We start from the raw sequence: 16,969 nt of genomic DNA, 5'->3' as shown, positions 1-16,969 counted from the left end.
TCACTAATAACGCCTTTCAAGGGAATAACACTTTATTTATGGACGCTAGTGAACCAAGCGCTCATGAAAAAAGTGCTCATCAAGCGTCGTTATTGGAGAAAGAAGCATTCCCTGGCGAACTCGCTTTATTAAGGCAACAATCAAGCCAAAACAACCAACTTATTGATGTTATGCCAACGGGCCTTGTGATGTTAGATGGCAGTGGTATTGTTACTAAAGTTAACAAAGTAGCCAGCCAATTACTTGACGAGCCTATTTTAGGTCAAGCTTGGTTTAACGTTATTCAGCGCTCATTTAAACCACGTGCCGACGACTGGCATGAAGTGTCGCTAAATGATGGCCGCAGAGTCAAACTTGAGATCACAACGCTAGGCGATCAGCCTGGGCAGTTAATTATGATCACCGATTTAACCCAAACGCGATTAATGCAAGACAAGTTAAGCCAATTACAACGCTTGTCATCGCTGGGTCGTATGGTCTCAACACTAGCTCATCAAATAAGAACACCATTATCAGCGGCTATGTTATATAGTGCGAATTTAACGAACTCAAAACTTGATGAAGCATCACGAAGCAGCTTTCAAGGCAAACTATCTTCCAGACTCAAAGATTTAGAACAGCAAGTTAACGATATGCTGTTATTTTCAAAAAGTGGTAAAGAGCAAGTCGTCACAGAGTTAAGCGTTAACGAAGTGGTAACTGAGTCACTACAAAAAATTGAAGCACTAATTACCAAGGCTGATGCGAAAGTTACTTTAAAGACTTGTGACAGTGATTGTTCAATCTTGGGTAACAAACATGCATTAACCGGCGCGATTCAAAATCTCATCCACAATAGTTTACAAGTGATAAAGAGTAATGCTGAAATTACTATACAAGCGAAATGTCATGGCGCATTTGCTTATATAAGTATTGAAGATAATGGCGAAGGTATAGATAACGCGCTAGCAGATAAAATATTTGAACCTTTTTACACCTCTAAAACCCAAGGAACAGGCTTAGGCTTAGCCGTGGTAAAGTCGGTGGTAGAAGCCCATCAAGGCCAAGTTAGGTTATTAACGGACCAAGGCAATGGCGCACACTTTTGTATTAAATTACCTTTAATCAAGCCAATAGATAAGAAAGCAGATAAACCTTCATCGCTGAACGAGTTTTATCAAGCACAAAACATTTCCCATACCTCAACACAGGAGCATAATAATGACCACTAGTAAAATATTAGTTGTTGAAGACGATGCTGGTTTACGCGAAGCATTAGTTGATACTTTATTGCTTGCAGGCTATCAATGTATTGAGGCGGAATCTGGCGAAGCTGCCTTATTGCAATTACAAAACCATGCAATTGATCTTGTGGTGAGTGATGTTCAAATGGGTGGTATGTCAGGGTTGTCCTTGCTAAGAAGTATCAAAAATATTGCTGCCAATATGCCGGTTTTATTAATGACGGCTTATGGCACTATCGATGATGCGGTACAAGCCATGCGTGATGGTGCTTGCAATTATATGGCTAAACCGTTTGCGCCCGAAGTATTACTCAACATGGTTAGTCAATACGTTCCTCTTAAAGTTGTTAATAAAAATACCCCGATTGTTGCAGATAAACACAGTATTGAATTATTAAGACTCGCCAAAAAAGTGGCTACTACAGAAGCTTCAGTTATGGTGCTAGGGCCAAGTGGTTCTGGTAAGGAAGTATTAGCACAATATGTGCACTACAACTCTGCACGAAGTGAGCAGCCCTTTGTGGCGATTAACTGCGCTGCAATCCCTGAGAATATGTTAGAAGCGACCTTATTTGGCTATGAAAAAGGGGCTTTTACTGGTGCTATTCAAGCTTGCCCTGGTAAATTTGAACAAGCCCAAGGCGGCACTATTTTATTAGATGAAATTACTGAAATGGATTTAGGCCTACAAGCTAAAATTTTACGTGTTTTACAAGAGCGAGAAGTCGAGCGTTTAGGTGGTCGGAAAACGATTAAGTTAGATGTTAGAGTTATCGCCACGTCTAACCGAGATTTAAAAGAAGCAGTAAGTGAAGGAAAATTCCGCGAAGATTTATATTATCGTTTAAATGTATTTCCATTAACTTGGTTGCCACTTAATGAGCGCCGAGACGATATTATACCTTTAGCTCAGCATTTGGTGGTTAAATACAGTCAACAAACAGGCGATAATATGCCGATGTTCAGCATAGCTGCTAGAAGTAAAATGTTAGCTTATAACTGGCCTGGTAATGTTCGTGAGTTAGACAATGTCATTCAACGCGCTCTTATATTGCAAAGCGGTAATGAAATTGGTGTTGACGATTTGTATATTGAAAATTTTGAAACAACTTCTGTGCAAGAGCGGAATTTAGTTGATCAATCAAATAACAATATTAAAGAAGAAAATGAGAGCCTTTGTGCACAAGAACAGGGTAGTGAATTAGGTAATGAATTGAAGTTACAAGAGCATCAAATTATTTTAGACACACTACAATCGTGTCACGGCAGCCGAAAAGCTGTTGCAGAGCGGTTAGGTATTAGCCCAAGAACTTTACGTTATAAAATTGCTAGAATGCGTGATAGTGGTATCCAAATACCTGCTTAACGATATTTTTAAGCTTTGATTATCGCGCTGTTGTCGCAATCCATATTATTAAAAACACTTTAAACGGTACTATCTTTAAACAGTACTATAGAGTTTAAAGTGTTTTTATTTTAAGCAATATCTTCCTTAGTATTTCTCTCAATAGACTCGGTCGAGTCAAGTAACTCCTAAGCTGAACGCTTTTTTTCTTAATTAAAGTTATTGGCACTATGCTTGCAGTATCACTGTTATATCTGGTTATAACAAAATTTTGACAGTAAGTGAGCACGCTATGGAAATATCCAATAATTCTTTATACGCCCAAATGCAAAGCATGTCGTTAGAGGCTAGTGGTAACCGTTTTCCGTCAATGCAAGCGGCCGATGTCGGTATGCAGGGAAGTGAAATTCCAGCTGTTAACAAATCAGGAAGTGACTTTGGTAACTTATTAAAAGACGCGATTGAAAACGTTAATGCAACGCAAAAAGAAGCGGGGCGACTAAAACAAGCTTTTGAAATGGGTGATCATAACGTGACCTTAGCAGAAACCATGATCGCATCATCTAAAGCTGGGTTAGCATTCGAAGCAACAGTTCAAGTGCGTAATAAATTTGTTGAAGCGTATAAAGAAGTCATGAGCATGCCAGTGTAATTTCATCGATTGAATACTGAAAAATAATCGTTAAGCGAAACGCAAAGAAGTACACAGCAAAAAATATAATAATGATCACTGTCCAAAATAACAGTTAAGCGGAGAAGTTAAGTGTCTGACGTAACCAGTTCAAATGATATGACCGTCAATAATGATAACACCGACATGGTGGTGTCAGATGATAGTGATATTGGTGAGCAAAAATCAGGTCTATCAGCTACTTTAGGTAATGTAGATGTATTAAGACAGCTTACCCTAATTATGGCATTGGCTATTTGTTTAGCTATTGCTGTGTTTGTTATTTTATGGGCCAACCAACCTGAATTTCGCGTTTTAACTAAACTGCCAACAGAGCAGTTAATTAAAACCATGGATTTTCTTGACTCGAACAAAGTCGATTACACCCAAGAAAACAACACGATTTCAGTTCCTATCGAAGAATATCAAAGCATAAAATTATTACTTGCTCGTGAAGGTTTAGCGACTAAACCAGAGCAAGGTAACGATGTTTTAATGCAAGATATGGGGTTTGGGGTGAGCCAACGCTTGGAAAGTGAGCGATTAAAATATGGCCGTGAACAGCAACTTGCTCACACTATCACCCAGTTGCAATCTATCTCTAAAGCTAAAGTATTATTAGCCATTCCTCGTGAAAATGTATTTGCCAGACGCGCTAAAACGCCTTCTGCTACCGTTGTTTTAACCATGCAGCGCGGTCGTGTGTTGTCTGAAGAAGAAGTTGACTCGGTTGTAGATATTGTCGCTTCTGCTGTGCAAGAGCTTTCACCTAACCGCGTAACAGTAACCGATCAAAATGGACGTTTACTTAACTCTGGAAGTCAAGATTCTATCTCGTCTCGTTCTCGTAAAGAATTTGAAATTGAACAAAAACGTGAACAAGAATACTTAGCGAAAATTGACAGTATCCTTATTCCTGTTGTTGGCTTAGGTAATTATACTGCGCAAGTTGATGTCACTATGGACTTTACCAACGTAGAAGAAACACAACGCCGTTATAATTCAGACTTACCTTCACTACGTAGTGAAATGAAAGTTGAAGATAGCACTATCGGCGGTTTACTTGGCGGTATTCCTGGGGCTTTATCTAATCAGCCTCCGTTAGATGCTGCCATTCCAGAAAATGCCGTTGCGAATAATCAACAAAAAGCTATGCCATCAAGAAAGCATGTTGAGTCAACCAAAAATTATGAATTAGACGAAGCAATAAGCCACACTAAACAACAAGCTGGTACGGTACGCCGCATTAGTGTATCAGTGGCATTAGACTATTTAAATGAAACAGCCGCGCCAGTTGACGGCGCTGCAACAGGTGAGTTAACACAAACCCCACGCTCGGTTACCGAATTGGCCAGTATTCGTCGTTTATTACAAGGTAGTATTGGTTTTGATTTACAACGAGGTGATATATTAGAAGTGATAACGTTACCGTTTGCTCGCTCTGATGTGGGTGTAGTTGCTGCGCTGCCTTTTTATGAAAAACCAGAGTTTTTCAAATGGGCTAAGTTGTTAATGGGCTTTTTGGTTATCGTGGTATTAATTCTTGCGGTGATAAGACCAATGCTTAAACGCTTGATTTACCCAGATCAAACACCGAACGATTATGGCGATAAGTCTTTAGATAGTCATATAGATTTAGGTGATGAAACCATGGATATGTTAACCGCTGAGTTTGATGCAGGTGCGGTAGGCTTTGCGCCTGACGGTAGTTTACAATTGCCTGATTTACATCGCGATGAAGATGTCTTAAAAGCGGTTCGAGCGCTTGTGGCAAACGAGCCAGAACTTTCCTCTCAAGTAGTTAAAAGTTGGTTGAACGAAGATGAGTGATGAAATACAAGAACTAACACCGGCACCAGCAGGTTTTGATGTTGATAAACTTGATGGCGCTGAAAAAGCGGCGATTTTATTATTAAGCTTGTCGGAAGAAGATGCCGCTCAAATATTAAAGCATCTTGAACCTAAACAAGTGCAGCAGGTCGGCATGGTAATGGCGGCGATGGAAGAATTTACTCAAGAAAAAATTACTTCTGTTCATAAGTTGTTTATAAAAGAAATTCAAAACTTTAGTACGATTGGTTTCCAATCTGAAGAGTTTGTTCGCAAAGCATTAACGGCAGCACTTGGTGAAGATAAAGCCGGCAACTTAATCGACCAAATTGTAATGGGCGGCGGTGCTAAAGGTTTAGACTCGCTTAAATGGATGGACTCTAAACAAGTGGCCAACATTATTAGAAATGAGCATCCACAAATTCAAACCATTGTTTTATCGTATTTAGATCCACAGCAATCGGCTGAAATTATGGGGCAATTTACAGACAAAGTCCGTTTAGATCTTATGATGCGTATTGCTAACCTTGAAGAAGTACAACCTGCGGCACTTCAAGAATTAAATGAAATTATGGAGAAACAGTTTGCTGGCCAAGCAGGTGCGCAAGCTGCGAAAATGGGTGGTCTTAAAGCTGCTGCAGATATTATGAACTTCCTTGAAACTAACGTTGAAGGAATGTTGATGGACTCTATAAGAGAGCATGACGAAGAGATGAGTCAACAAATCCAAGACTTAATGTTTGTCTTTGAAAACTTAGCAGATGTTGATGACAGAGGCATGCAGGCAATTTTAAGAGACGTTCAACAAGACGCCTTAATGAAAGCCATAAAAGGCGCAGATGATGCATTAAAAGAAAAAATAATGACTAACATGTCTAAACGTGCTGCTGAGATGCTTGCCGACGATCTTGAAGCCATGGGACCTGTTCGAATTAGTGAAGTTGAAGCGGCTCAAAAAGAAATCTTGGCTGTTGCTCGTCGACTATCCGATGCAGGTGAAATTATGCTCGGTTCTGCTGGTGGCGGTGATGAGTTTTTATAATACATTAGTGTATTGAGAACCTAGTACAAATTAAGTTCTCGTTTCACCTTTTATAACGTGCCAATAATAGTTTAGTGAAGTAGTTAACGATGAATAACGATCCTAAAGACAATCAAACAGGTGATGAATTAGATGCTAAAATTTGGCAGATCCCTGATGTGCAACAAGCATTAACGGAAAAAGAAGAGAATCAAACAAATGCTTTTGGCAAAAAAAGCACGTGGCGTTATGAAGCACCAGAAGAAACTGAAATAGAAGAGCCCACGCCGTTAACTGCTGAAGAAATCGAAGAAATTAGACAGTCTGCATTTGAAGAAGGCTTTAACCAAGGTAAAGAAGAAGGTTTTATCAAAGGTTATGAAGAAGGCAAACCTCAAGGTCATGAAGAAGGTGTTAAACAAGGCCATCAAGAAGGTTTACAACAAGGCTTGGATGAGGGCAAAGACAAAATTACAGAATTAACTGCTCAATGGTCTGCACTTATTGACCAATTGCATCAACCCATGAAAAGTATTGAAAAAAACGTTGAAGAACAATTGTTGCAATTGGCTGTACAGTTAACCGAAGCTGTTGTACTGCAAGAAGTTAAAGCGAATCCTGATATTCTTATCGCTGCGGTAAGTGCTGGTATTAAAGCTTTACCTAGCCAAGAAGCACAAACACAAATATATTGTCATCCAGATGACATTAAGTTGATAGAAAAAGAGTTTGGCGGCGAATTTATTAAAGAAAGTGGCTGGCGTTTATTGCCTGCGCCACAGCTTACAGCTGGAAGTTGTCAAATAGAAAACAGCACATCGAATATTGATTTATCAATGAAGTCGAGATTAAAGCAAGTGCTTGAGTCATTTCTTGAAAATGCTTTACACCAGTAATATCTATTAAGTAAACACGCAACAAAGGTTACCTAGATGGTTGATAGCACACGATTGGCGAACAATCTAAAAAGCGCTCAAGCGTTTATTCATCCCTACAAAGAAACGATTGCTGGGCGTTTAGTTCGTGTTGTCGGTTTAACTTTGGAGGCTGTGGGTGTAAAAGCTAATGTAGGTAGCCAATGTTTAGTTGAAACCTCTCAGGGTGATTTAATTGCCGAAGTCGTCGGCTTTTCTCAAGATATAACCTATTTAATGCCTGAGCAAAGCTTGCAAGGCGTAGCTCCAGGTGCACGAGTTGTTCCTTTATCAAGTAAAGCTAAAGTGCCATTATCGATGGATTTACTTGGGCGCGTTGTTGACGGTGTTGGTAAACCTTTAGACGGCAAAGGTCCTTTAAAACCTAACGATGATTATATTTTAGATACTAAACCGATTAATCCATTATTACGTCGTGCGATATCTGAACCGCTAGATGTTGGGGTTCGTTCTATCAATAGTTTTATTACGGTTGGTAAAGGGCAGCGAATGGGACTTTTTGCAGGCTCTGGCGTAGGTAAGAGTGTGTTAATGGGTATGATGACTCGCGGAACTAATGCTGACGTTATTGTTGTTGGTTTAGTGGGAGAGCGTGGCCGTGAAGTTAAAGAGTTTATTGAAGAAATCTTAGGTGAAGAAGGTCGAGCACGCTCTGTTGTCGTTGCTGCTCCTGCGGATAATTCTCCATTAATGAGGCTAAAAGGCTGCGAGTATGCAGTGCAAGTGAGTGAGTATTTTCGCGATCAAGGCTTGAATGTTTTATTGCTGCTTGATTCATTAACCCGATATGCACAAGCACAACGTGAAATTGCACTAGCCGTTGGTGAGCCACCGGCAACTAAGGGCTATCCGCCTTCAGTGTTTTCAAAATTACCTCAACTTGTCGAGCGAGCAGGAAACGGTGGAGCAGGACAAGGTTCGGTTACTGCCTTTTACACGGTATTAACAGAAGGTGACGACCTACAAGATCCTATTGCAGATGCCGCCCGCGCTATTTTAGATGGTCACATTGTTTTATCGCGAGATCTTGCTGACTCTGGTCATTATCCTGCGGTTGATATTGAAGGCTCTATTAGCCGTGTAATGCCGATGGTTACCAGTGAAGAGCATCAACAATTAGCGCGTCAACTCAAGCAAGTTTATTCGCTTTATCAGCAAAATAAAGATCTAATCGCGATAGGCGCATATACCCAAGGCAATGATCCTCGAATAGATCAAGCGATTAGTTTATTACCAGTGATTAACTTCTTTTTACAACAGCAAATGCGAGAAGTGATCCCGTACGATCAAAGTTTAACCCAGTTACAAGAAATCTTATCTGCCGCTCAGGCTCATTCTAACGCGCAAGCTAATGCACAAACAGCTGCCGGCTAAAAGAGTATTATGTTATGTCAATGAAACAGCTCGATACTTTGCTTAAGTTTGAACAAGATAAAGAAAGCCAAGCTGCGCAAAAATTGCAAAATGCTGAGCAGGAATACCAACAAAATATTTCTCGACTAAATGGCGTGGGAGACTACCGCTTAGAGTACATGAAACGGTTAAGTCATCAAGCTGAAAATGGCATTGACAGCGCAACGTATAGCCATTATCACGGCTTCATTGCCAAGCTAGACAATGCTGCAGAGCAAGTAAGAATTGCCATGGTTCAAGCAAAGGCTCTGGTTGAGCAAAGTAAAAACCTTTGGATGCAGCAGCGACAAAAAGTTCAAGCTGTAGAGCATTTACGAGAGAAAAAAATTAAACAACTAGCGCTGGTTTCTGAAAAAAATGAGCAAAAAATGTTTGATGAAATGGCGACCCAGCAATTTATTCGTCGCTCACGTTAACTTATGTTTTAAATACTCATGTTACTTGGTACTGGTATAAGTATTGCATTTAAAACGAATAAATAACTTAACAGTGATTTATTTCAGATCTGTTATTGAACTTATTATTAGACTGACGATTGGATTAATCTATGCCTCAATTAAATGTTTTACTTGCAGAGTATACTCAACCCACTGATTTTAAAAGTGAAAGTTTAAAATGTAATGACAAGGGCTCGCAAGAACATAAAGACTTTTCTCAGATGGTCGATCGCCATATTCAAAAAGAGCAAAGCGGCAATTCTTCACAAGATCTCGATGATAGCGGCAAAATAGTGTCAGCGAAAGAGCAAAAAAATGCTCAACAATCAGACGACGTAACAACTTCTAAAGAAAAAAACAATGTAGATCAAGAAAGCGAAACTTCAGGCGAGGTCAACAATGATGATGAAGAAACGAAGTTAAGCCAGTCGTCAGAAGCTATTAAGCAAGAAAGTGATAATGAAGCAGCGTTAGCGGCAAATAAGCTATCGGAAGAAGCACAAAAAAATGCGCTTACACACTCGCAACAATTTATTTCATTACTGAATTCTTCTCAACAAGTGCTAAAAGGCTCACAAGCTTCTGGGTCGAGCGAGGATAAATCAGCAGCTCAGGCAAATAACGTAAGAAATGAGACTGCAACTGCAATTAATTTAACTGAGTTAATGAGCGAAGAAACAGAGTTAACTGAGGAACAACTAGCAGCTAAGATTAGTCAAAATATTATTAAAGATCAGCAAAACACGAAAAATGATGCTGTGCTTGGCAATGAAAGTACCAGTAAACAAGCAGTGGCTAAATCGTCAGCAGATATTAACTCATCGTTATCTGAGTTATCTGATAACGAACAATTACAGAATAAAAAAGAGAGTGCTGGATTAATCAATCAAGAGAGTAGGGTATTATCACCTCAAGTGCAGGGAACTGAAGCAGCAATAAATGATCGTTCATCGCAAATAAAAAACAATGAAACAGTAATACAGCAGCTTAACGAGAAAAAACAAGCGGTTAACCAATCAGTTATCGAATCAGTTGATGAATTAACACAAGATACGGCTGTTAGTCGCCAAAAAGACGAAGCATTAACTCAAGCTGCGTTAGCAGGTCAAGCGCAAGAAAAGCTTGCGATGAATAAAGAATCAACGACTGCAGTAGGCGCTATTAACAATGAGCCGGTTAAAGACGGCACTAAAGTTTCGTCAGAAAATAATGATAAATATAATCAACAAGCAGCTAAGTCGGCGGATTCATCAATAACAAATATGAATAATCAGTCGCCAATTAACGACTCTGTTGATCTTGATAAAGTCATTCAACCTGCGGTAACACAATCAAAAGTTTCATCACCTGTTACAACATCATCCGCACAAACGGAAGGAAAAGTCACACTAGCAGAACAAAAATCGCTTGCTAGTGAATCAGAACAACAAGATGCTCAATCAGAACAGAATCAACAAGAGCAAGCACAAACTATGGCTGCCTCTGTAGAACAAAATACAGCGGTTGCAGATGATAAAAAGCAAGCGCAAACTCAACCAATTAATACTAATCAAACTAGCGCACACTTTACTGATGTTTCATCGCAGGCAACTAAAGTTGAAAGTAGTGAAAGTCAAACCAGTACGATTGAAGAGCTAAGCCATGCGATTGTTAATGATAATATGGTTAAAGCTAAAAATAATGCCGCGGCATTAAATGAAACTATTTCTATTTTTAGAAAAGACTTTGCCGAAGCCGTCAAAGACAAAGTCATGGTAATGATTTCTCAAAAGCTACAGCAGTTTGATATTCGTTTAGATCCACCTGAACTAGGTAATGTTCATGTGAGAGTAAACTTGCAAAGTGAACAAGCAGTGGTTAATTTTACTGTACAAAACCAACAAGCCAAAGAAGCGTTTGAAGAAAACTTACATAAGCTAAAAGACATGCTTTCACAAAGTGGTGTTGATGTAGGTGATGCTAATGTTGAACAACAAGCACAACAATCAAATGACGACCTAACAGCGCAACACAATGGTCAAGGTAGCCAAACGGTTAACCAAGAAAATGAGGAAGCACAAACGGTATTATCGGCTGATTTGTTTAAAAGTTCAGCATCTAGAGTTGATTACTACGCCTAAAAGTTAAAACACATTGGCTCAGAGTGCTTTCAAGGATATAGTTTAGCAATTGGTTATAAAGACAAATATTATACTCGTCGATTTTTTAGGATAAATTATGGCAGATGAAAAAGGCAAAGACTTAGAACTTGATAATCCGAAGAAAAAGAAAAAACTCATTATCATTATTGCCCTTGTTATTCTTGTTGCTGGCGCAGGTGCTGCCTATTTCTTTTTGGGTGGAAGTGACGAGGCTGTTAGTCCAGAACAAGTTAGTACAGAGACAATTACTACAGATGTAGATAGTGAGGCAAGTGCGGCTCCAGCTGCTGTGCAAACAGGCACCGCGTTATATGTACCTTTACCGCGTCCGTTTCGTTTTAACGTGCCAGGGGCTGCGCGAGATAGGTTTGTCGAAATTCGAGTACAATTATTGGTACGTGGTAGCGATAATGAAGAAACAACTAAAAAACATATTCCATTATTAGAAAGCACATTATTGAGCGTATTTTCTCAAGCAAATGCAGATGATTTAGCCACCAGTGCAGGAAAAACTTCGTTAAAGCAACAATCATTAACTGAAGTACAAAACGTAATGAAAGAGTTAGCGGGTAGCCCGACAGTTGAGAAGGTATTGTTTACTGGTTTTGTTATGCAATAAAAATAACAATTTACTATTATTTAACAGGCTCAGCATAGAAGTGATACAACATGAAGAGATATTCAAGTGAGTGATTTATTATCGCAAGACGAAATTGACGCGCTATTACATGGCGTTGATGATGTTGAAGAAGAAGAAATAGTCGAAGATGCGAGTGAAAGCTCTACAGATACAGCTGACTATGATTTTTCATCACAAGATCGTATTGTGCGTGGCCGTATGCCCACCTTGGAAATGGTTAACGAACGTTTTGCTCGTCATATGCGTATTAGTTTATTTAATATGATGCGCAGAACTGCCGAAGTCTCGATTAACGGTATTCAGATGATCAAGTTTGGTGAGTATGTTCATACCTTATTTGTTCCTACGAGTCTTAACATGGTTCGTTTTCGTCCATTAAAAGGTACGGCATTGATTACCATGGAAGCCCGTTTAGTCTTTATTTTAGTAGATAACTTTTTTGGTGGTGATGGCCGTTATCACGCTAAAATTGAAGGGCGTGAGTTTACGCCGACTGAGCGCCGTATCGTACAAATGTTATTAAAATTAATTTTTGAAGATTATAAAGAAGCTTGGTCACCAGTGATGGATGTTTCTTTTGAATATTTAGACTCAGAAGTTAACCCTGCCATGGCTAATATTGTTAGCCCAACAGAAGTGGTTGTTATCAGCTCATTTCATATTGAACTTGACGGCGGCGGCGGCGATTTTCATATAGCTTTACCTTACTCTATGCTAGAGCCTATTCGCGAATTACTAGACGCGGGTGTTCAAAGTGATAAAGAAGATACCGACATGCGTTGGTCTAAAGCACTGCGAGATGAAATTATGGATGTTGAGGTGGCACTCACCACTAAGTTTATTGAAGCACAATTGCCATTAAAACGTATTATGGAGTTAAAAGAAGGTGATGTTATTCCAATTGAAATGCCTAGCCATATCACCGTTTTAGTAGAAGACTTACCAACTTACCGAGCAAAACTTGGACGTAGTCGAGATAATTTAGCATTAAAAATTGAAGCTAAAATTAAGCGACCAGAATCAGTGAAAAATGAATTAACCATCTTAACTAAAGGCGGCAAACGTTTAGATAGTGATGGTGACTTACATCTTCTTGAAGAAGACTTTAATTACGAAGAATAAATAGCGTTTATAAATCGATTCAAATAACGTTATATTGACATAGAGGCCAGTGGTATGAGTACAGATGACGATGATTTAGGTATGTGGGATGAGGCGATGGACGAGCAAGCTGCCGCTTCTGCAGAAGCTGTGGAGCTAGATGAGCTTACAGAAGATGCCCCTATCAGCGCCGATGAGAAACGTAAACTTGATACAATATTAGATATTCCCGTCACTATTTCAATGGAAGTAGGGCGTAGTCAAATTAGTATTAGAAATTTACTGCAACTTAATCAAGGTTCAGTGGTCGAGCTTGATCGTGTTGCTGGTGAATCACTTGACGTTTTGGTTAATGGCACATTAATCGCGCATGGTGAAGTTGTAGTGGTTAATGACAAATTCGGTATTCGATTAACTGATGTTATTAGTCAAGTTGAGCGTATTAAAAAACTGAAATAACAAATGATTTAAAAAGGTTCTTACAATGCGTTGGTTAGTTGTTTTTATTAGTATTTTATTTTCAACGCTTGTTGTAGCACAAGAGGCAGAGCTACTGACCACGGCTGCTAAGAGCGCTACCTTAGCTGCCACTGCCGATGAAAGCCAAAATAGTCATACCACCAATGATACAATCGCCCCTAATGAAACGCTCCCTGAGGTCGGTAAACATGTTGGCGGTTCCATGGACGCAATGACCATGATTGTCTCTTTATTATTGGTTTTAGTGTTGATTGTCTTGTGTGCTTTTGTTCTTAAACGCATTCAACCTAAGGGATTTGATAACAAAAATTTAAAAGTTGTCACTAGCATGCAACTAGGATCCAAAGAGCGTCTCGTCGTTGTTCAAGTTGGCGATAAACAGCAGCTTTTAGGTGTTACTCCTCAACAAATTTCTCTTTTAGATACACTCGATAAACCTTTAGAAGTTTCCCCTCCGATATCAACTGAATTAGGTCAATCTCTTGTTTCTTTTATGCAGAAACATTTGAATAATAATAAAAATACCTTAAAAAAAGAGCCGAACTAAGCCATGAATGATTTAAATCAATGCGATCTGAAATCAACCAAGAAAAAAGTGACTTTACCGAACTTTACTCGCCTTTTCTTGGGTAAGCTTTCCCTTAAAGATTTTTCGATGAATAAAAAAAGTTGGCTGTTTTTGTTATTCGCCACCTTAGTTACCGCGAGCGGTAGCATGTATGCTGCCGAAGACTTGGGCATGTCTGCATTAACTTTAACCACCAACCCTGACGGCTCTCAAGAATATTCGGTAACTTTACAAATATTACTCTTTATGACGGCATTAGGCTTTATTCCTGCTGCCTTGATCATGATGACCTCCTTCACCCGCATTGTTATTATTTTAGCGATATTACGCCAAGCTTTTGGTTTACAGCAATCTCCATCAAATCAGGTCATTATTGGTTTAACGTTGTTTATGACCTTATTTATTATGACACCTGTATACGATAAAATTGATGAACAAGCCATTCAGCCATACCTTTCAGAACAGCTTACCTCAGTTGAAGCCATCGATAAGGCTAAAGTGCCGCTGCGCGCCTTTATGTTAGAGCAAACGCGAATCAAAGATTTAGGCACACTTGCAGAGATGGCTGGCATTGAAAGTTACGCAAAACCGACCGATTTGCCGATGACTGTTATTATTCCTTCGTTTATTATCAGTGAATTAAAGACCGCCTTTCAAATTGGTTTTATGCTTTTTATCCCCTTTTTGATTATTGATCTGGTGGTGGCGAGTATATTAATGGCAATGGGGATGATGATGTTGTCGCCGATGATCGTCTCATTACCTTTTAAGTTAATGTTGTTTGTGATGATTGATGGTTGGAATTTAGTGATAGGTACGATTGCCACGAGTTATGGTTTGGGCACTTAGCAATGCCGGTGGATTTAAAAAAACTCACACTAGGAGAATATAATGGGTCCTGAAGTATTCGTTGATATTATGCGTGATGCTGCTTTTGTCGTGATTATCTTAGTTAGCGCCGTGATCGTTCCTAGTTTATGTGTTGGTTTAGTTGTTGCTGTTTTTCAAGCGGCAACGTCGATTAACGAGCAAACATTGAGTTTTTTACCTCGTCTGATTGTGACTTTACTCGCTTTAGTTTTTGGTGGTCATTGGTTAGTGGCAAAACTCATGGATTACACCATCAGACTTATTAGTAGTATTCCCAGTGTGGTGAGCTAATGGAGTTTACAGAATCAGTTGTTAATCAATATTTAGCTGATTTTTTATTGCCTTTAGTTCGTGTGTCCGCCCTTATCATGAGTATGATTGGTTTAGGGTCGAAAACCGTTCCTACCAAAGTAAAATTGTTTTTATCATTAGCGGTAACTGTGGCGGTAATGCCTGCTATACCTCCTGCTAACGTCGCAGAATTATTTTCTTTTATGACCGTTTTACTTGTTGCCCAGCAAATACTGGTTGGCATTATGTTAGGGTTTATTACCATGATGGTGTTGAACACATTCACCCTTGCTGGGCAAATTATTGCGATGCAAACGGGGCTAGGCTTTGCCTCAATGGTTGACCCTGCTAGTGGTATGAATGTGCCTGCTGTTGGTCAATTTTTTCTTGTATTGTCTACGCTTTTATTTTGGGCAATGGACGGACACCTAACCTATTTACAGTTTATTGTTGCTAGCTTTACCACTATTCCTATTCCGATGGAAAGCTTTGAAGTAGTTAAATTTAAAGAAATAGTTGAGTGGGGCAGTTGGATGTTTGCTACAGCTTTATCATTGGCGTTAGCGCCATTAACTGCCATGCTACTTATTAATTTCTCCTTTGGTATTATGACCCGTGCAGCGCCACAGCTGAATATTTTTGCTATTGGTTTTCCAGTAACAATGCTTTCGGGGTTGTTGATCATGTGGCTAACAATGGGGAATTTTTTCACTCATTTTGAAAGCCAATGGCAAAGGGCATTAGACTTTAGTTGCTACTTAATTGATTGTGGAGTTAGGTAAATGGCTGAGTCTGATAGCGGCGAAAAAACCGAACAACCCACGGGGAAAAAAATAGCTGATGCCCGTAAAAAAGGTCAAATAGCTCGTTCAAAAGAACTCGGTACTATGTTTGTGCTAATTGGTAGTGCAGCTGCATTAATGTTAGTGGGATCTTCATTAGTTGATGCGCTAACAGGCATGATGAAACGTTTATTTAGCTTCTCTCGTGAAGAAGCGTTAGATCTTAAAGCCCTCTTTGCCGTTATTGGAGACAGTGTTTCTTTAATAATCGCCCCTATGGCTTGGATTTTTGCCATCATCGCTCTGGCAGCTTTTGTTGGTAATACTCTACTTGGAGGTTTGAGCTTTTCTTTAGAAGCGATGTCGCCTAAAGCAAGTAAATTATCACCCCTTGCAGGGTTTAAGCGTATGTTTGGTCCTCAATCATACGTGGAATTAATAAAATCTATATTAAAGTTTTTTGTTGTCTTTATTGTGGCTTACCTATTGTTAAATGGTTTGTTCGCTCAAATTTTAGGGCTCAGTCGAGAGTCGATCCCCATTAACTTTATTCATGCGGTGCAATTGTTGCTCGGTATGTTTATGACCTTAACTGTCTCGTTAATTATTATTGCCTTGATCGACGCCCCTTACCAAGTTTGGAATCATACTCGTCAATTGAAAATGACTAAACAAGAAATTAAAGACGAACACAAAACAGCTGAAGGTAGCCCGGAAAATAAAGGCAGAATAAAAAGAACTCAGTATGAAATGTCACAAAGACGAATGATGGCCGATGTTGTTAATTCTGATGTGGTTATTACCAACCCAAGTCATTTTTCTGTCGCTTTACAATATGATGCTGAAGTTGGTGGTGCTCCAAGGCTAATTGCTAAAGGGGTTGATGAAATGGCATTACACATACGTACCATCGCCAAAGAGCATGGTATTGAAATTGTACAATCGCCTGCGCTTGCTCGCTCGCTTTATTACACTGGTGAGGTTGGCGATGATATTCCTGAGGAGTTATTTGCTGCAGTTGCTCAAGTACTTGCTTTTATTTTCCAATTAAATGAGCACAGAAAAGGTCGCGCCAAAAAACCGATCCCTATTGCCAAAAACCTCCCCATACCTGAAGAGTTTAAGTATTAACTTCTAGTGTTACTTAACTATATGTTAAATGCCCATACTTTTTACTTGTTTTGATTCGTCTTGTATTCATTGTGTGAAAATATAGTGAAAT

At 39.3% G+C, this 16,969-nt stretch carries 17 protein-coding genes; all 17 read left to right on the top strand.

What is annotated here, in order from left to right:
- Positions 1–38 precede the first annotated feature (38 nt).
- Complete coding sequence (locus tag AC27G3_RS03690; protein ID WP_487119372.1) at positions 39–1,211, top strand: sensor histidine kinase; 1,173 nt, start codon at positions 39–41, stop codon at positions 1,209–1,211.
- Entirely contained in the window at positions 1,201–2,589 is a 1,389-nt protein-coding gene (locus AC27G3_RS03685; protein ID WP_487118905.1) for a sigma-54-dependent transcriptional regulator, read from the top strand. The genes AC27G3_RS03690 and AC27G3_RS03685 overlap by 11 nt, the downstream gene beginning before the upstream one ends.
- A 271-nt stretch (positions 2,590–2,860) precedes the next feature.
- Positions 2,861–3,220 (top strand): flagellar hook-basal body complex protein FliE, encoded by a 360-nt coding sequence (fliE, locus tag AC27G3_RS03680; protein ID WP_487118903.1) that lies wholly within the window; start codon positions 2,861–2,863, stop codon positions 3,218–3,220.
- A 138-nt stretch (positions 3,221–3,358) separates the two neighbouring features.
- Positions 3,359–5,068: a flagellar basal-body MS-ring/collar protein FliF gene (gene fliF, locus AC27G3_RS03675; RefSeq protein ID WP_487119371.1), complete on the top strand. Its 1,710-nt coding sequence runs from the start codon at positions 3,359–3,361 to the stop codon at positions 5,066–5,068.
- Positions 5,061–6,110, top strand: a complete 1,050-nt coding sequence (fliG, locus tag AC27G3_RS03670) for a flagellar motor switch protein FliG (RefSeq protein WP_487118901.1) — start codon at positions 5,061–5,063, stop codon at positions 6,108–6,110. Before fliF ends, fliG begins: the two co-directional genes overlap by 8 nt.
- Positions 6,111–6,199: 89 nt before the next feature.
- The gene (gene fliH, locus AC27G3_RS03665; protein WP_487118899.1) at positions 6,200–6,985 is read left to right on the top strand and encodes a flagellar assembly protein FliH; all 786 of its coding nucleotides are present in this window, start codon (positions 6,200–6,202) and stop codon (positions 6,983–6,985) included.
- 36 nt (positions 6,986–7,021) lie between these two features.
- Positions 7,022–8,398 carry a flagellar protein export ATPase FliI gene (fliI, locus tag AC27G3_RS03660; protein ID WP_487118897.1) on the top strand — a complete coding sequence of 459 codons (1,377 nt, stop codon included), beginning with the start codon at positions 7,022–7,024 and terminating at the stop codon, positions 8,396–8,398.
- 14 nt (positions 8,399–8,412) lie between these two features.
- Positions 8,413–8,853 carry a flagellar export protein FliJ gene (gene fliJ / locus AC27G3_RS03655; protein ID WP_487118895.1) on the top strand — a complete coding sequence of 147 codons (441 nt, stop codon included), beginning with the start codon at positions 8,413–8,415 and terminating at the stop codon, positions 8,851–8,853.
- Positions 8,854–8,984: 131 nt separating this feature from the next.
- Positions 8,985–10,994, top strand: a complete 2,010-nt coding sequence (locus AC27G3_RS03650; RefSeq protein WP_487118893.1) for a flagellar hook-length control protein FliK — start codon at positions 8,985–8,987, stop codon at positions 10,992–10,994.
- Between the two features lie 97 nt (positions 10,995–11,091).
- A complete protein-coding gene (gene fliL / locus AC27G3_RS03645) occupies positions 11,092–11,634 on the top strand; it encodes a flagellar basal body-associated protein FliL (RefSeq protein WP_487118891.1) in 543 nt (180 codons plus the stop codon).
- A 66-nt stretch (positions 11,635–11,700) separates the two neighbouring features.
- The gene (fliM, locus tag AC27G3_RS03640) at positions 11,701–12,777 is read left to right on the top strand and encodes a flagellar motor switch protein FliM (protein ID WP_487118889.1); all 1,077 of its coding nucleotides are present in this window, start codon (positions 11,701–11,703) and stop codon (positions 12,775–12,777) included.
- 54 nt (positions 12,778–12,831) lie between these two features.
- A complete protein-coding gene (gene fliN / locus AC27G3_RS03635; RefSeq protein WP_487118887.1) occupies positions 12,832–13,215 on the top strand; it encodes a flagellar motor switch protein FliN in 384 nt (127 codons plus the stop codon).
- A 25-nt stretch (positions 13,216–13,240) separates the two neighbouring features.
- A complete protein-coding gene (fliO, locus tag AC27G3_RS03630; protein ID WP_487118886.1) occupies positions 13,241–13,783 on the top strand; it encodes a flagellar biosynthetic protein FliO in 543 nt (180 codons plus the stop codon).
- Positions 13,784–13,891: 108 nt separating this feature from the next.
- Complete coding sequence (gene fliP, locus AC27G3_RS03625) at positions 13,892–14,653, top strand: flagellar type III secretion system pore protein FliP (protein WP_487119370.1); 762 nt, start codon at positions 13,892–13,894, stop codon at positions 14,651–14,653.
- 42 nt (positions 14,654–14,695) lie between these two features.
- A complete protein-coding gene (gene fliQ / locus AC27G3_RS03620; RefSeq protein ID WP_487118884.1) occupies positions 14,696–14,965 on the top strand; it encodes a flagellar biosynthesis protein FliQ in 270 nt (89 codons plus the stop codon).
- Complete coding sequence (fliR, locus tag AC27G3_RS03615; RefSeq protein WP_487118882.1) at positions 14,965–15,747, top strand: flagellar biosynthetic protein FliR; 783 nt, start codon at positions 14,965–14,967, stop codon at positions 15,745–15,747. The genes fliQ and fliR overlap by 1 nt, the downstream gene beginning before the upstream one ends.
- The gene (gene flhB, locus AC27G3_RS03610) at positions 15,748–16,878 is read left to right on the top strand and encodes a flagellar biosynthesis protein FlhB (protein ID WP_487118880.1); all 1,131 of its coding nucleotides are present in this window, start codon (positions 15,748–15,750) and stop codon (positions 16,876–16,878) included. It begins immediately after the preceding gene.
- Positions 16,879–16,969: the final 91 nt, after the last annotated feature.

This window comes from Colwellia sp. SU-HH01217 (genome assembly GCF_057543495.1).
The sequence above is the reverse complement of the archived record's forward strand: the minus strand, read 5'-3'. Positions and strand labels throughout refer to the sequence as shown.

Coding starts and splice junctions, on each gene's coding strand:
- fliL (WP_487118891.1), top strand. CDS start 11,092: ATGGCAGATGAAAAAGGCAAAGACTTAGAACTTGATAATCCGAAGAAA.
- fliJ (WP_487118895.1), top strand. CDS start 8,413: ATGTCAATGAAACAGCTCGATACTTTGCTTAAGTTTGAACAAGATAAA.
- AC27G3_RS03690 (WP_487119372.1), top strand. CDS start 39: ATGGACGCTAGTGAACCAAGCGCTCATGAAAAAAGTGCTCATCAAGCG.
- fliH (WP_487118899.1), top strand. CDS start 6,200: ATGAATAACGATCCTAAAGACAATCAAACAGGTGATGAATTAGATGCT.
- AC27G3_RS03685 (WP_487118905.1), top strand. CDS start 1,201: ATGACCACTAGTAAAATATTAGTTGTTGAAGACGATGCTGGTTTACGC.
- fliO (WP_487118886.1), top strand. CDS start 13,241: ATGCGTTGGTTAGTTGTTTTTATTAGTATTTTATTTTCAACGCTTGTT.
- AC27G3_RS03650 (WP_487118893.1), top strand. CDS start 8,985: ATGCCTCAATTAAATGTTTTACTTGCAGAGTATACTCAACCCACTGAT.
- fliR (WP_487118882.1), top strand. CDS start 14,965: ATGGAGTTTACAGAATCAGTTGTTAATCAATATTTAGCTGATTTTTTA.
- flhB (WP_487118880.1), top strand. CDS start 15,748: ATGGCTGAGTCTGATAGCGGCGAAAAAACCGAACAACCCACGGGGAAA.
- fliQ (WP_487118884.1), top strand. CDS start 14,696: ATGGGTCCTGAAGTATTCGTTGATATTATGCGTGATGCTGCTTTTGTC.
- fliE (WP_487118903.1), top strand. CDS start 2,861: ATGGAAATATCCAATAATTCTTTATACGCCCAAATGCAAAGCATGTCG.
- fliN (WP_487118887.1), top strand. CDS start 12,832: ATGAGTACAGATGACGATGATTTAGGTATGTGGGATGAGGCGATGGAC.
- fliG (WP_487118901.1), top strand. CDS start 5,061: ATGAGTGATGAAATACAAGAACTAACACCGGCACCAGCAGGTTTTGAT.
- fliP (WP_487119370.1), top strand. CDS start 13,892: ATGAATAAAAAAAGTTGGCTGTTTTTGTTATTCGCCACCTTAGTTACC.
- fliF (WP_487119371.1), top strand. CDS start 3,359: ATGACCGTCAATAATGATAACACCGACATGGTGGTGTCAGATGATAGT.
- fliI (WP_487118897.1), top strand. CDS start 7,022: ATGGTTGATAGCACACGATTGGCGAACAATCTAAAAAGCGCTCAAGCG.